Origin of the sequence: Pedobacter jejuensis (assembly GCF_003725795.1) — a bacterium.
Lineage (GTDB): Bacteria > Bacteroidota > Bacteroidia > Sphingobacteriales > Sphingobacteriaceae > Pedobacter > Pedobacter jejuensis.
Genome location: NZ_RBEE01000034.1, coordinates 1 through 15,899 on the forward strand (window position 1 = coordinate 1; position 15,899 = coordinate 15,899).

The 15,899-nt window shown below is 39.2% G+C and carries 16 protein-coding genes; 14 read left to right on the top strand and 2 right to left on the bottom strand.

Annotation, left to right across the window (positions count from 1 at the left end):
- Positions 1 to 31 precede the first annotated feature (31 nt).
- The 11 genes from D7004_RS21035 (at position 32) to D7004_RS14215 (ending at position 14,119) form a co-directional block, all read left to right on the top strand.
- A complete protein-coding gene (locus D7004_RS21035) occupies positions 32 to 154 on the top strand; it encodes an ATP-binding protein (protein ID WP_279634759.1) in 123 nt (40 codons plus the stop codon).
- Positions 155 to 398: 244 nt separating this feature from the next.
- The gene (locus D7004_RS14170) at positions 399 to 3,155 is read left to right on the top strand and encodes a multicopper oxidase domain-containing protein (RefSeq protein WP_208646851.1); all 2,757 of its coding nucleotides are present in this window, start codon (positions 399 to 401) and stop codon (positions 3,153 to 3,155) included.
- An 11-nt stretch (positions 3,156 to 3,166) separates the two neighbouring features.
- Positions 3,167 to 5,710 carry a heavy metal translocating P-type ATPase gene (locus D7004_RS14175; protein WP_123206517.1) on the top strand — a complete coding sequence of 848 codons (2,544 nt, stop codon included), beginning with the start codon at positions 3,167 to 3,169 and terminating at the stop codon, positions 5,708 to 5,710.
- A 220-nt stretch (positions 5,711 to 5,930) separates the two neighbouring features.
- Positions 5,931 to 6,506 carry a recombinase family protein gene (locus tag D7004_RS14180; RefSeq protein WP_123206518.1) on the top strand — a complete coding sequence of 192 codons (576 nt, stop codon included), beginning with the start codon at positions 5,931 to 5,933 and terminating at the stop codon, positions 6,504 to 6,506.
- A 129-nt stretch (positions 6,507 to 6,635) separates the two neighbouring features.
- Entirely contained in the window at positions 6,636 to 9,857 is a 3,222-nt protein-coding gene (locus tag D7004_RS14185) for a chemotaxis protein CheB (RefSeq protein WP_123206519.1), read from the top strand.
- Between the two features lies 1 nt (position 9,858).
- Positions 9,859 to 10,233, top strand: coding sequence for a response regulator (locus D7004_RS14190; RefSeq protein ID WP_244214343.1), 375 nt, complete (start codon positions 9,859 to 9,861; stop codon positions 10,231 to 10,233).
- Positions 10,234 to 10,526: 293 nt separating this feature from the next.
- Entirely contained in the window at positions 10,527 to 10,865 is a 339-nt protein-coding gene (locus tag D7004_RS14195) for a hypothetical protein (protein WP_208646852.1), read from the top strand.
- A 225-nt stretch (positions 10,866 to 11,090) separates the two neighbouring features.
- Positions 11,091 to 12,215, top strand: coding sequence for a replication initiation protein (locus D7004_RS14200; protein WP_123206520.1), 1,125 nt, complete (start codon positions 11,091 to 11,093; stop codon positions 12,213 to 12,215).
- A 704-nt stretch (positions 12,216 to 12,919) separates the two neighbouring features.
- A complete protein-coding gene (locus tag D7004_RS14205) occupies positions 12,920 to 13,525 on the top strand; it encodes a ParA family protein (protein ID WP_123206521.1) in 606 nt (201 codons plus the stop codon).
- Between the two features lie 44 nt (positions 13,526 to 13,569).
- Complete coding sequence (locus D7004_RS14210; protein WP_123206522.1) at positions 13,570 to 13,845, top strand: hypothetical protein; 276 nt, start codon at positions 13,570 to 13,572, stop codon at positions 13,843 to 13,845.
- Between the two features lie 25 nt (positions 13,846 to 13,870).
- The gene (locus D7004_RS14215; protein WP_148042807.1) at positions 13,871 to 14,119 is read left to right on the top strand and encodes a hypothetical protein; all 249 of its coding nucleotides are present in this window, start codon (positions 13,871 to 13,873) and stop codon (positions 14,117 to 14,119) included.
- Positions 14,120 to 14,171: 52 nt separating this feature from the next.
- Here the strand turns inward: D7004_RS14215 and D7004_RS14220 are convergent, their stop codons facing one another.
- A complete protein-coding gene (locus tag D7004_RS14220; protein WP_123206524.1) occupies positions 14,172 to 14,447 on the bottom strand; it encodes a Txe/YoeB family addiction module toxin in 276 nt (91 codons plus the stop codon).
- A complete protein-coding gene (locus tag D7004_RS14225; RefSeq protein WP_123206525.1) occupies positions 14,444 to 14,698 on the bottom strand; it encodes a type II toxin-antitoxin system prevent-host-death family antitoxin in 255 nt (84 codons plus the stop codon). Before D7004_RS14225 ends, D7004_RS14220 begins: the two co-directional genes overlap by 4 nt.
- A 299-nt stretch (positions 14,699 to 14,997) precedes the next feature.
- Between D7004_RS14225 and D7004_RS14230 the strand changes: the two genes are divergently transcribed.
- The 3 genes from D7004_RS14230 to D7004_RS20715 all read left to right on the top strand — a co-directional run bounded on the left by D7004_RS14230 (position 14,998) and on the right by D7004_RS20715 (position 15,845).
- Complete coding sequence (locus tag D7004_RS14230) at positions 14,998 to 15,246, top strand: AbrB/MazE/SpoVT family DNA-binding domain-containing protein (protein WP_123206526.1); 249 nt, start codon at positions 14,998 to 15,000, stop codon at positions 15,244 to 15,246.
- Complete coding sequence (locus D7004_RS14235) at positions 15,234 to 15,566, top strand: type II toxin-antitoxin system PemK/MazF family toxin (protein ID WP_229746811.1); 333 nt, start codon at positions 15,234 to 15,236, stop codon at positions 15,564 to 15,566. Before D7004_RS14230 ends, D7004_RS14235 begins: the two co-directional genes overlap by 13 nt.
- Positions 15,567 to 15,677: 111 nt before the next feature.
- Positions 15,678 to 15,845, top strand: a complete 168-nt coding sequence (locus D7004_RS20715) for a DUF6922 domain-containing protein (protein ID WP_167459503.1) — start codon at positions 15,678 to 15,680, stop codon at positions 15,843 to 15,845.
- Positions 15,846 to 15,899 lie beyond the last annotated feature (54 nt).

A 15,899-nucleotide genomic window follows, 5' to 3' on the forward strand; every position in this document is an offset into this window, starting at 1 on the left:
ACAAATACAAGGGAAGGAAAGGTATGATATAATTGGTGAGAAAACAATAGCAGATGCGGTTCTTGATCGTATCGTTCATCACTCAATAAGAGTTGAATTATTTGGTGAATCTATGAGAAGGAGAAACTCTAAGATTGAAAACGTATTTTTGTAAAATAACAGTTGTTAAACAGGACTTAAAAGATCGATTCTAAAAAGCCTTTTTCCACAACAACTTCTGCTTTTTTCAAGCAACAACTCTGGGGGTCAATTTAAAATTGGCGAAAGGGGGTCAAATTTATTGGTATATGCACTTATACACTGATCCATAAAAATGCCAGACTTTCAAAAGCTGAGCAAGACTTAATCCTGAACTGGATAGAAGAAACGAAAGGCAGTCTTTCAAAAAATTAATAGAGATGAAAAAATTAATAGTATATATTTTACTGATGGGTTTGTACGGGTTCGCATCTGCGCACGATGGACACACCATATCATTGCAGCAAAAGCAACAGCCGGTAGTCTATACCTGCCCTATGCACCCTGAAATTCAGAGCAAGACACCAGGCAATTGCCCAAAATGCGGCATGAAGCTGGTTATTCAGAAGAAAAAAAGCGTTCCGGCCAAAAAGGCGGTACCAAGTAAAAAAACTCAGCCTGCAAAAAAAGGCGGCATGGGTGATATGAAAATGTCGCAGCAAAAGGCGGCTGTTGAAACGCCTTCTTCAGGTGAAACCTATACTTGTCCCATGCATCCGGAAGTTCATGCTTCCAAACCCGGTAATTGCCCTAAATGTGGAATGAAACTGGTAAAGGAGGCCCCCAAAACAACTCCCGATAAGCACAATGGAATGGGTATGCCTATGAAAGAAGGTGCTAAAAAGCCGGGAAGTATGGAGGATATGAAAGGAATGCAAATGGGGGATGGTAATGCCACAATGGAGAATATAAAAAAGGCAAAGGCGAAATTAGGCCGGGTAGAAACCATTTCAAGTAATACACCTCCTCGCACCGTACGTTACGATTTATATGTTGCCGATACTACAGTAACTTTTGGAAAAAAATCTAAAAGGGCAATCGCAGTTAACGGTCGAATTCCGATGCCTACACTCACCTTTACAGAAGGAGATACGGCACTAATCTATGTGCACAATAACCTGGACGAAGAAACATCCCTTCACTGGCATGGTTTGTTTCTGCCTAATAAGATGGATGGCGTACCGTTTTTAACCCAGATGCCAATTATGCCCCATAGCACTTACATTTATAAATTTCCGATTGTCCAGCACGGTACCCACTGGTACCATAGCCATAGTATGCTGCAGGAACAAATTGGTATGTATGGCGCTTTTATCATGAATAAAAGAAAGGAATGGGACATTCCAACCATTCCGGTTGTGCTTAGTGAGTGGACAGATATGAAACCAGAAGAAGTTCATCGCAGTCTTAAGAATGCTACAGACTGGTTTGCAATTCAAAAAGGAACTACACAGAGTTATGGTGAGGCGATAAAAACCGGGCATTTCAAGACCAAGGTAAATAATGAATGGAAGCGAATGACGGCCATGGATGTCAGTGATGTCTATTATGATGCATTTCTAATCAATGGTAAAAACCAAAACGAACAGCCGCAGTTCAAGGCAGGGGACAAGGTTAGGCTGCGCATTGCAAATGGCGGAGCTTCTGATTACTTCTGGCTAAACTATTCTGGAGGAAAGATCACTGTTGTGGCTACTGACGGAAATGATGTGGAGCCGGTCGAAGTGGACAGGTTAATCATTGCCACTTCTGAAACTTATGATGTCGTGGTAACGATCCCTGAAAACAAGAAATACGAGTTTTTAGTCACCCCGGAAGATCGTACGAAATCGGCATCCCTGTGGCTTGGAAGTGGGGAAAAGGTTTTTGCTCAGAAACTTGATAGGCCAAAATATTTTGCCGGAATGAAGATGATGAACGAAATGATGGACATGCAGGGCAATATGATTGAAATGGAAGGCATGAAAATGCAGAACCAAATCATGGACATGAATACAGTCATGTATCCAGAAATAACCGGCAGGGAAAATCCGAAGGCAAAGAATAAAAAGACAAATGCCCCCGGCATGCAGATGCCAGATAATAAAAGCATGGCGGGAATGAATATGGCTGATGGCAATCCCGATATGGTAACCCTGAATTACAATATGCTCCGTGGTCCGAAGAAAACAACGCTACCCAAAGGGCCATGGAAAGAATTAAAATTTGATCTGACCGGAAACATGAACCGCTATGTGTGGACTTTAGATAATAAAACCGTTTCAGAAAGTGTTAAGATCCTGATTAAAAAAGGGGAAAACGTACGCATCATCATGTTCAACAACAGCATGATGCGTCACCCTATGCACCTGCACGGCCACGATTTCAGGGTAGTTAACGCACAGGGCGAAAATGCGCCCATGAAAAATGTTCTTGACATCATGCCAATGGAAAGAGATACGATAGAGTTTGCAGCCAGTGAAAATGGAGGAGACTGGTTTTTCCACTGCCATATCCTTTATCATATGATGAGTGGTATGGGAAGGGTCTTTAGTTATGAAAATTCACCGCCCAATCCAGAACTGCCGGACACCGAGCTTGCCTGGAAAAAGCTATCTGCTGATGACAGTAAATATCACCCAATGGCCATTATTGGGCTGGAAAGCAATGGTAGTGACGGAGAGCTTATGTTTTCCAATACCCGTTACCGCTTATCTACAGAATGGAGAGTTGGACTTAAATCAGAACATGGGATTGAAAGCGAAACTTACTTTGGGCGCTATATTGGCAAGATGCAATGGCTGATGCCTTTTGTTGGTTTTGACTATCATTATAACCGCATGAACAATGAAAGGGAAAACAATCTATTTGGACAACTCAGCAATCAAAAGAACAGAAAGGCAGCTGTGATTGGTGCGCAGTTTATTCTCCCGATGTTAGTCACCGCTGAGGCCCGACTGGATAGTAAAGGGAAATTACGGTTCCAGCTGATGCGTGAAGATGTTCCCCTAACCAGTAGGTTACGCTTCAATTTTATGGCTAATACCGATAAAGAATATATGGCTGGTTTTAGATATATCATAACCAAATACTTCTCCTTATCTACCCACTATGACAGCGATATGGGTTATGGAGCTGGACTTACCATCACTTATTAATTATAAGCATCATGAAGCATACCTATCAAATAAGTGGAATGAGCTGCCAGGGCTGCAGCAAAAAAGTAGCGCTAGCGCTAAATGGAATTGAAGGTATTTCTGCAGTAGTTACCTTGATGCCGCCTGAGGCAACAGTGACCATGGAAAAGCATGTGCCTGTAGAAATCTTGCAGCAAGCCTTATCTAATGCCGGAGATTATAAAATCTTACTGCCAGGGGATCATCAGATAGCGAAGGCGCATGATCACAGCGCAGCCTCTTCTATAAAAGTCGATCTTGCGGCAGCTGACCAAAAGGGGGAAACAGCAAAGCCAGGGTCAGGAAAGTATTACTGCCCGATGCATTGCCAGGGAGACAAAACTTATGATAAACCTGGTGATTGCCCCGTCTGTGGAATGGATTTGGTGCAACAGCCGGGGTTAAAACAGGCTGCGCAATACTCCTGTCCTATGCACCCGGAAATTATCCGTGACCAGCCTGGCGCTTGTCCGATCTGCGGAATGGATCTGGTTCAAATTACAGGTAGTGATTCTAGTGATGAAGATGACCAGACTTATGATCGGTTACTGCGGAAATTCAAGATAGCCGCCCTTTTTACCGTTCCAATCTTTTTAATTTCCATGTCAGAAATGATCCCTGGAAATCCCTTGTTTAAATTAATGGAACTTAAGTACTGGAACTGGGTGCAATTTGCTTTATCAATCCCGGTCGTCTTTTATGCAACCTGGATGTTTTTTGAAAGGGCATGGAGGTCAGTGGTAACCTGGAACCTGAATATGTTTACCTTAATAGGAATCGGGGCAGGGGTAGCCTGGCTTTTTAGTTTACTAGCCTTATTATCACCAGGCATTTTTCCAGATCAGTTTAAGACCCATTCAGGCACCGTGTATGTGTATTTTGAAGCGGCAGCAGTCATTTTAACGCTGGTACTTCTGGGCCAGCTTTTAGAGGCCCGTGCACATGGCAAGACAAACAGTGCCATCCGGGAACTTTTGAAACTGGCACCGAACCAGGCCACCAGGATCATTGGAGACAAAGAAGAAACGGTGGCCATTGATGACATTCAAAAAGGAGACTTGCTTCGGGTAAAGCCTGGCGAAAAAGTGCCTGTTGACGGAAGTATCAAGATGGGAGAAGTCACCATTGATGAATCCATGATTTCAGGAGAACCTATTCCTGTAGATAAAAAGCCAGGTGATCAGGTAAGTTCAGGAACGATCAATGGAAATAAAACGTTTACGATGCTGGCTGAAAAAGTGGGATCAGAGACCCTACTTTCCCAGATCATTGAAATGGTAAATTCTGCCAGCCGCTCAAAAGCGCCTATTCAAAAGTTAGCTGATAAGATCTCGGGATACTTTGTACCTGTTGTTGTATTTATTGCAGTGGCGACTTTTATTGTTTGGGCCATTTATGGACCGGAGCCTTCTTACGTTTATGCATTTGTAAATGCAATCGCGGTGCTGATCATTGCCTGTCCGTGTGCGCTTGGCCTTGCTACCCCAATGTCGGTCATGGTGGGTGTTGGAAAAGGTGCAAAGTCAGGCGTACTGATTAAAAATGCTGAGTCCCTGGAAAAATTGAATGCTATTGATATTGTGGTGATCGATAAGACTGGTACCGTTACCGAAGGTAAGCCTTCAGTTGAAAAGGTGGTCAGTACAGATCCTAACTTTACTGAAACAGATATTCTTCAAAAGATTATATCCTTAAACAGCAGTAGCGAACATCCGCTTGCTCAGGCTACCTTACGCTACGGAGAAGAAAAGAACATAAATCGATTACCTATTGAACATTTTGAAGCTGTTACCGGAAAAGGGGTTGTTGGAATTTTTGAAAAGGAAAACCTAGCTCTTGGCAACGAAAAATTAATGGAACAGGTTAATGCATCAATTGCACCCGGACTAATGGAACAAGTTAAGGCAGAGCAGAAACAAGGTAAAACGGTTTCTTATTTAGCCTTAGGTGATCATGCTATTGGGTTTGTGGTCATTTATGATAAAATCAAGGAATCGAGTAAAGAAGCCATCAGCAAACTTCAAAAAGAAGGCTTACAGGTATTCATGTTTACCGGAGACAATGAAGATACTGCAAAAGCGGTGAGCGAAACCTTAAGCCTAGATGGATATAAAGCCCAGATGTTGCCAGAAGATAAATTGAACGAAATTAAACGGTTACAGCAAGAAGGAAAAAAAGTAGCTATGGCTGGCGATGGTATAAATGATGCCCCTGCATTGTCGCAGGCAGATATCGGAATAGCGATGGGTACAGGGACGGACGTAGCCATTGAAAGCGCTGCCATAACTTTGGTAAAAGGCGACCTTAACGGGATCGCAAAGGCCCGGTTATTGAGCCATAAGGTAATGCCAAACATTAAAGGAAACCTATTTTTTGCCTTGGGCTATAATGCGCTGGGAATCCCCATTGCAGCAGGTGTTTTATATCCATTTTTTGGTATTTTACTCTCGCCAATGATTGCGGCCCTGGCCATGAGCTTTAGTTCAGTATCTGTTATTCTGAATTCTCTAAGACTAAGAAATGTAAGGCTTGATTGATTTAATCAAGCCTTTAAAAAGCTGGAAGAACTGTATTATCATTATTCCCTCGTTTTTCGATAATTTATCTGGATCAAAAAGCCAGGCTATCAAACAAATTAAAACTATCTCAATTAACCTTAAAATATCTTTTCTCTTTTTGCCGATTCTCATAAACCCATTCCATTAATCAAAATGATTTTTCTATTTTTGATAATGAGTTTTTGATAATAAAAATACCATGAAAATAGGCTACGCAAGAGTAAGTACTGCAGACCAAAATTTAGATCTGCAATTTAATGCGCTGACTGAATATGGATGCACAACAATCTACCAGGAAAAGATTTCCGGCAAAAATACAGACAGACCCGAACTAAAAAATCTTTTGGCGACTCTTCGTAAGGGTGATCAGGTAGTTGTTTGGAAATTGGATCGGCTTGGCCGTTCTCTTCGAGACCTGGTAGATTTGGTTGCTGTGTTCAATGAAAAAGGAGTTAACTTCATCAGCCTGCATGATCATATCAACACTACAACAGCTACAGGTAGATTTACCTTTAATATTTTTGCTTCATTAGCAGAGTTTGAAAGAGAGATTATTCGGGAACGAACGAATGCGGGTCTTGTTGCAGCAAGAGCAAGAGGTAAAAAAGGAGGCCGCCCTTCAGGCTTATCCCCAGAAAAGCTTCAGTTGGCAATGACTGCTTTGGATCTTCATAATACTGGTAAATATTCAATTTTAGAAGTATCTAAAAGGCTACAGATACCCATCGCCACCTGTTACCGATACATTAAATTTGTAAAAGATATTAAGGTTTAACCGATTTAAAAAACGGGAATAATAATAGCATTTGACCACCTTGTTGTAATTTATTTGGGCAAGCTTAATTGCTGAGGACTTATTAAGACTATATTTGATTAAAATCCATCATATTTTCATTTACAGGTTATGGCTAAAATCAGTGATAAACAGTATATTATAGCTATTGGAGCATCGGCAGGAGGATTAGAAGCTATTTCCGCGTTTTTTGATTATACCCCGCTTGATGCAGTGTCTTATATTATCATACAACACCTTTCATCTGATTTTAAAAGCCAGATGGCTAAAATCCTTGCGCCACACAGCAAGTTAAAAGTTATAGAGGCGGTTGAAAACGTGCCAATAAAGCCTAATACGGTTTACCTTATTCCAAGTTCTAAATTTATGGTTGTGGAGAACGGCAGGCTGTTATTGTCAGATAAAAAAGATCAGCCCCGGCCATACCTGACCATTGATTATTTTTTCACATCTCTTGCAAAGGAGCGCGGCAATAAAGCCATAGGGATCATATTGTCCGGCACGGGCAGCGATGGTTCGAAAGGTATCGAGGCGATAAAAAAGGTAGGGGGCATCGCTTTTGTCCAGGACCCTAATACCGCGGGGTACAATGGGATGCCGTTGGCGGCAATTGCAACGGATTGTGCAGATATGATCCTGTCTCCGGAGGCAATGCCTCAAATTATCGAGGATTACGTAAAAGACGGAACACTGGAGTTACTTACAGACGATAAGCAAGAACATATCAGCGAAGCGGAGCTTGCAAAAATATTTGATTTGATCAAAGGCAACTTACCGCTTGATTTTTCAGAATATAAGCGACCAACCATCATTAGAAGGATTAAAAGGCGGATGGTTGAGCATAATTTTAGCAAGGTCAACAAGTACTATGATTTTTTAAAGGACAATAGCACAGAAGTAAAATTGCTGGCCAATGATTTTTTAATTAGCGTAACTGCGTTTTTCCGAGATGCTGAAGCATTTAAGATCATCGAAGAAACGGTTATATCAGCCATTATTGAGAAAAACGAGACAGATGTTTTAAAGATATGGGTAGCGGGGTGTGCAACAGGCGAAGAGGCCTATACAATGGCAATTTTAGTTCAAGAATATTTAATTCGTCATCCCAAAAGTATTGAAGTAAAGATTTTTGCAACGGATATCAACAAGGCAGCTTTGGACACAGCATCTAAAGGCATTTACCCTGACGATATAGAAAAATCTGTGTCAGATGACCGTTTGAAACAATTTTTCACGAGGGAGGGCAATACTTATAAAGTGAAACACGAAATCAGGAAAATGCTAATTTTTTCACAGCATGACCTTGTTCAAAACCCGCCTTATTGCAACATAGACCTCATCAGTTGTCGGAATTTACTGATTTATCTAAATACGACACTCCAAAAGAAAGTGTTTTCCCTAATGCACTTCGGCCTTAAACAAGGCGGCTATTTGTTTTTGGGGCCAAGTGAAAATGCCGCGATAATAAAAGATGATTTTGATACAATCAACGTCAAATGGAATATACTGAAAAGTAACAAGATTGGCCGCACGGTTAAGTTTGACAACTTTTCTTCCCATTTAATAGAAGGTATAAAAACGACAAGATTGGAAGTTAGTAACAATATCCTAACACCAGTTTCCAAATCTGCCCTTACTGACAAGATCAGCGCTGGTGTGCTTGTGGCTTTAGGTTTTGTCGGCGTTTGCACTGATGAAAATTTAACGGTAATTCAATCGTTTGGGGATACCAGCCTTTATTTGAAGAACATTAACTTCAATCATAATCTGAACGATTTGTTGCCAGAAGGTATTTCTATTGTTTTTAAAGCGGCCGCCCATAAAGCTTTAAAGCTAAATGAAAAGATAATATTGAATAAATTAACTCTGCGGAATGGACAAAAATCAAAAGTTAGAACAATAACGATCAATATCAGTCCTTTTTATAGTGAAAAATCTGAAAGATTATTGTTCATTGATTTTACGGAAAATAAAACTAAAGCCTCTGAAAATAACATAATCAATACCAGCGATATCATTGAGGTAACTAACGAACATGTAATCAGCCTGGAACAGGAGAATGCAGAATTAAAGCAACTTCTTTCGGTAGCGCAAGAGCGCATCGAGACTTCAAATGAAAACACACAGTCGTATAATGAAGAGCTGCAATCTGCTAACGAGGAAATGCAGTCTGCTAATGAAGAAATGCAAAGTACGAACGAAGAATTACAGTCCGTTAATGAAGAACTTCAAACCATTAACAAAACTCACCAACTCACTATTGACGAATTAACCGATCTGAATGATGATTTAAACAATTATTTTAGGAGCAATATCAACGGGCAATTATTTGTTGATAAGGATTTATTGCTTAGGAGGTATTCACCCGGAGCCGTTAAGCATATCAATATAAGGGAAAATGATATTGGACGCCCCTTAAGTGAAATTACGACCAATATTAAATTTGAAACATTAATTGGCGATATCAAGGATGTTATACTTAATGAACATACGATAACTAGAGAAGCAGAAGCCACAAATGGTAAGGTTTATCAGGTAATGACCATGCCTTACCTTAAAAAGAATAGCAAAAAGGCAAATGGTGCAATTGTTAGCTTCTATGACATAACAGAATTGAAAAAACTGTTAAAAGAGTTAAATATCAGAAATGAAAGTCTCCGCAGAATAAACGACGACCTGAACAACTTTGTATATGGCGCTTCACATGACCTAAACGCGCCACTCTTAAACATTGAATCGTTGATGAGTATACTAAACAGGAAAATAGATCTTTCCAATCCAGACCTATCGACTTTATCTGAAATGATGAATACGAGTTTAACTAATTTTAAAGAAGTTATTAAAGAAATGGGCAAAGTAGGTGCTCTGGAAGCTGAAACAATGGAAGAAGCAAACCTGGAAAGCTTTGAGGTTATATTTAAAGAAATTGAAGAATCTATATCGGAAAGAACTAAACTCGCTGATGCGAAAATCACCACAGATTTCAAGGTGAAGGACGTACGGTTCTCCAAAAAGAATTTAAGAAGCATCTTGTTAAACCTGACGACGAATGCCATAAAGTTTCATTCTCCGGAAAGGTCACCTGAAATCTCAATAACAACAGAAAAAGCGGATGGATTCATAATCCTAACGGTAAAAGATAACGGAATGGGAATTAAAAAAGAGAGGCTTGATTTTGTGTTTAAAATGTATAAGCGGATTAATGATGATATTGAAGGCCAGGGTGTGGGACTTTTTTTAGTTAAGAAAATTATTAACGCATCGGGCGGTAAGATTGAAGTTGAAAGTGAAATAGATAAAGGAAGCACATTTAAGATCTATTTTAAAAATTAAGATGGAAATGGTGAAACGGATACTAATTTTTGATGACGACGAAAGTATCATCGACATTATGAAACTTATAATGGGCGAAAAGGGTTGGGAGGTTATTAATTTTAGTCAATGCCGTGACGCGGTTTTTCAAATAAGGGCTTACCAGCCTAAAATTATCATGATGGACAATAATATACCAGAGCATGGCGGTGTTTTTGCCGTTAAAACTATAAAACAGCAGATCGACCTAAGACATATCCCTGTTATATATTTTAGTGCGCATTATGACATTAAGGCCCTTGCGGAAGAAGCCGGTGCAGATGCTTACCTTGCTAAACCCTTTGATCTGGACAGATTAGACGAGCTAATAAAAATTTTAAGCCTTAAAGCCCCATAAGCTGTTGAATTAAGCAATGTTGAGCATAAGATTGCAATATGACTGCTAACTGGAATAAGAAATGGCTTCTGATTTTATGCTGGCTGTTTGGTATTTACATCTAATCTAAGGGAATTCAATCTTTAGAGCCATATAATTTACAAAGCTTTCTAAATAGGTTAGAAAGGGGAATCACCCCAAAATGATTTTCCCCTAAGATAATTGATATCAATTCAATAACTTTTTAAAACAACATTAATTGGCATTAATAAATTCAGATCCTATCATTAAATGGTGGAATAATGGAGGATATAATGACCGGGCACAATAAGAATTGTCTCAGAAGCAAAGATTTCTCTTTTTGCCGTAAAGCTGGTACAGGCCAATCAAAAGATAAGAAAGGCTCTTCCTTATTGGTATGGACCTTTATCTGCCTTGGGCTGCTGCTTAATATTGTAGTTAATGCCGTGCTTTCCGCATCATCTCCATTTCAGCAATTTGGGTTTGATCAGCCAAATGTTACCATCTTAAATTTCCCCTTCAGCTGGCTGCCAGCATTTATTGTTCCACTGGTGTTGTTTGCCCACCTTGCGACTATTAGAAGATTAATTAACCATAGTTGGCCTTTAGCTTCTAGCAATATAGCAGCATAAAATGATCTGTTAGCCTAAAATGGTTAGCTAAGAGCTTCAGGCGCTTTATTTTTCTTTGGTGGTCTTTACCTAAGCTTTTTGGAGATGTAAAAAAGCAAGTTATTAACATTGGCTGCAATTAAGTATGTTTATGTATATTTGTAATTACATAAATATGTAATTCAATAAATAATCTAAACCCCTATATTTGGGATTGAAGGTATTATGAACAACTTTAATTAAGAAATGATGGAAATTCCGAAGCTGCCCAAGGAGGAAACTAAAGCATTAGTGTCGGTAAAAAAAACAACAAAACTTACTGCAAAGACCAGGAAAGTAGTTGTGCTGCCTGAACTGCAGACCTATGTTATCCAGCCTAACCGGGTTACGTTTACCATCTTTGACGGCTTTTCCCTTACGCAGCTCAAAGCGTTTTCCGCTATTATGCTCAATTTGCAGGAAGCGGTAAAATTGGACATGAACAGCGGGGATTTCAAGCAATTGAGCTTATTTAACCAGTTTGAACAATCCATAAAATTCGACCTGTCCCTAAGGGATATTACCAAAGACCCGAGGGCTTATACGCCAATAAAAGAGGCCATTTCCCAAATCTCCGAAATAAACGTCAAGATCCCGTTAAAGGACGATAAGGGAAAGGGCTACCATATAAGTACATCCCTGATCACTGCCTTAATCCCCGACGAGGCCGATTATAAATCGGTGATCAGCATAAAAATTGAAAGAAGCATCGCCGAATACCTGATACAAATCCCCAAGGGAAAAAAAGGAGCTGAACAGTATACCCGCTACATGCTTGAAGTTGCCCTTAGTGCCAATTCAAGTTATACGATCAGGATCTATCAACTCATATCCTCCTGGAAGAGCAAGGGCGGGTTCAGGATGTCCTATAAAGAATTTAGGCACCTGCTGGCCATCAAGCCGGATGCGTACAGCAAATACAGCGATTTTAAAAAGAAAGTACTGATGCCAGCCCAGGCGGATCTATTTGAGAAAGCGGACTGTTGGTTTAATTGCGACGTGGACGGCTTTAAAACGATGGAAAGAAATTCAGAAGGGCAAAAAGAGCTTTATTTAAACTTCAAGATCATTACGCCTGAATTTAAGGAAACCATGCTCAAACAGCGGGCATCCATTGTGAACCTGTTAAGCGTACATTTTGCTTTTAAAGATAGCGATCTGCAGAAGCTCGCTCACATCCTGGACAATGAGGACATATCCTCTGATGTGATCATCATGAAGATATTAAAGGTTTCGGAGCGTATCGAGGAAAGTTATAAATCAGCCCAACCGGTAAAAGATAAAAAGGCGTACGCCTTACAGTCTCTTTTATCAAACGATTGGATAAAGTAGCGGAAAAAGTTCAGAATTGGTCGCAGACAAATTTCAGGAGTTGGGAATTGGTCGCACCAAAGTTCAGAATTGGTCGCATGAAAGTTCAGAATTGGTCGCAAAAATGTTCAGAATTGGTCGCTTTAAGCCTTTGTAAAAATTTGATTATCTATTAGTTATGGAGCCCTACAATTAATCAAATGATAGACAAATGATTAATCAAGCAATAAAAAAAAGGCCTTTAAGATATTTGTTGACTGTGAAGTGCCATAATGGCAGGTGAATTGAATAAAAAATTGAAAAAGGGAGATCAAAAACAATTTTTAAAGGGTGCGCGGCCGCCAAAAAGTTCAGAATTGGTCGCAGTTTTTCATATACCAGCTAAACGGGCATTTATAAAGTTCAGAATTGGTCGCAATTATAGGTAGCTATTGATGGGAAATTCGTTAAATATGTCCACCATAGATAAGTAATTACCCATAGGATACCTGTTTAAATAAGCTTCGACCACCCCCTATTAATAGCTGAAAAAAGTTCAGAATTAGTCGCAATTGTGCAGCTTTCGGGATGACACGGGATTTGTTACAGCATAAAAACGTTAGTTAATACGTCCACCATAGCAGGTAAAAAAATACGGATTTCTAGTATTAGAAGCAATAAAATATGTAATTACATAAGTGCATAAATATGTAATTAATGAATTACAAAATTATGTATATTTGCATATGGGAAAAATCATTACTATAGCGCATCAAAAAGGAGGGGTAGGCAAAAGTACTCTTGCCCTTAACCTGGCTATCTGTTTTCAGGATCAGCTAACCGTTGCCTTGGTAGATACCGACCTGCAGGGAAGCATTGCCGACCTGAAAGAAGATTTGCCGGAGCTTTCCATTATACAGGAAGATAATTTTGAGACCATCCGGGACTTGCCTCATCAGCTGATCATTATTGATACGCCCCCTTATCTTTCAAACCGACTACCGGAACTTTTCCTTATTTCTGACTATGTACTGATACCCACAAAGGCAGGTTTTTTTGACGTAATGGCCATACGCTCTACAGTAGCCCTGGTAAGAGAAGCACAAACCAGGCACCAGGAATTAAAAGCCGGCATTGTATTAAATATGATTAAGCACCGGTCAGGAGTAACCGCCGAAGTACAGGAACTTTTAAAAACATTTGAGGTGCCATTATTAGCTACTGTTATACACGACAGGGTAAGCTTCACCCGGTCGCCGATCACTGGCGGGGTATTGAATGGGGAAGACAGTAAGGCTAAAGAAGAAATAACTGCCCTTGCAGAAGAAGTTGTTAATTCAATCAGTGTATAATTACATAAATATGTATTTTTGTATTTACATAAATCTAAAAAATAATGTCTGATTATAAAAACAAATTAGGAAACTTGGCCAACCGTTTAAAAAAAGAGGAACCAAAAACACCCATTCAGGAAGTAAATCCAGTTAAGAGCAAGAGAGAAGAGAAAGAACCCGAAGGGCAGCTAAATGTTTGGATACCTAAAAAACTACTTAAAAGAATGAAATCCTTTGGAGTAGAAAAAGAACTTACACAAAAAGATATTGCCATTATAGCCTTGGATAAATACCTGTCAGAAGTAAACGGACAGTATAATCAATCAAATAAAAGTTGAGAATTGGTCGTTTTCATTGATGAACATGGCGATTAACGCCTACACACAGGATTATGAAGCCTTCGAAATGACTGAGGAAGAAATACAGGCCAAAGCTAAACCAATCGCTGAGGCTGCAAGAAAACAGGCTTGGGATAATAATTTACCTATCTCCTATAGAAATGAAGTCTGTTTAGAGGATGGTATGATTATACGCGAGTACAAGACCTGTGAAAAAGAACTGGTATCCGTAAGCCCGGAAGATGGGAGCGTAAAAAAGCTAAGGGATTTGTAAACTTAAAATAATAGGTTTTTATGTAAATTTAGATTTATGTATTTACATAAATCTATTTGTCCCCATAGTGGCCTTGTGCAGTTAATACCAGGACAGTTACCTTTTCTTCTATGATCTGATAGATCAAACGGTGTTTATGGCTAATCCTTCTTGAATAAAATCCGGAAAGATTATATTTTTTAAGTTGAGGCTTTCCCGTTTCCGTTTTTGGATGTTCGGTTAATTCCAAGAGAAGTTTTTCCAGTTTTTTATAGGCAAGTTTATCGCTCTTTTTAAGAATTAAAATGTCCTCAATTGCGGTTGTAGTAAAGTCAAGCTCATAGCTCATAAAGAACCTAAAAATTGTTTTAGTCCTTCTTTTCCTCTTACTGTGGTTGTTTTTCCTTCTTTACCTTGTTGAATGGATAAGTCTATCCTGGCCAGCATTTCCGGTGTAAAATAAAGGTCATCTTCTGTTACTGGGGTAATGGAATACGCCTTATTTTTGCCCCGTTGTACGATAACTTGCTCTCCATTATCTACTCTGTCCATATATTCTGCCTGTTTTTCTCGAAACTCTCTGCTACTGACTACCAACATAATCTTAAATATTTAACGCGTACCAATTTGGTACAAATATAGCTTTTTTTCTTTATAATAGCAATTTAAAGTAGCCAATAGTCCTTACACCCTTCACATATATCTCAATGAGATTGGATATACCGCTGATATTTACCACCTGATTCTGGTGGAAGGCTTTATAAAGCATTTAAGGAAAGAAAGAAAAGAAGTGGTCGTTCAAACAAAAACAAAAGGAGGGAGAGTAAAAAGAGGAGGTTGCGGGCGGATGTTATAACATATATGCTTATATTAGCGTTTTATTCAAAAAAAGTTATAACATGAAAACAAACATCATAAATATTGGCAACAGCCAGGGAATCATACTTCCCTCAATGCTTTTAAGGCAATTAAAGCTAAGTAATAGATCTACTGTAGAGCTCGAAATTAGTAATGGAAGTATTGTCATTAAACCTGAACCACGCCAAGGGTGGGCAGAGGCTGCACAAATGATGAATGCTGCCGGCGATGATAATCTTCTTCTAACCGATTTTCCAAATGAATTTGAAAACGATGAATGGACATGGTAAAAATCAAGCAATATGAGGTCTTTTGGATTTCTTTAGACCCTACTCAGGGAAGCGAAATGGCGAAAACAAGGCCATGCGTAGTAGTAAGCCCTGATGAAATGAATGAATTTCTGCGAACCCTGATCATTATCCCCATTACATCTACCGTTAAAACCTATCCTTGGCGCATATCCTGCGTTATTTCCAATAAGCAAGGCTCTATCGCTACTGATCAAATTAAAGTAATAGACAGAGCTCGTATCGGATCAAAAATAGGGAAACTATCTAAAAGTGAAATAGGGCTTTTAAAGGATGCCTTACATAAGATGTTAATCGATTAATTTTTTTTCTTAAACGTAGGTCAAAAGACCGATAAATATCTGTCAAAAAATTAATATGGCATATATGATTACCGATAAAAAGGTTAAATTAAGCATATCATATAATTATCCATGAACTACTTTGATCTATCCGACATCGACCCAGAAAAACATACCAAAGTAAAGAATCACTTACTCTGGGAGGTAGATCAGGATAGTTTTGATTATTTTAGAACTAGTCAAATTGTTGTTGAACGAGTTGTGCAGAGAGGAGATATAGATGATTGGCTTACTATTTAAATCTCTATGGATACGAAGGTGTACGGGAAAAAATAAAGCTCATCCTTTACCTTA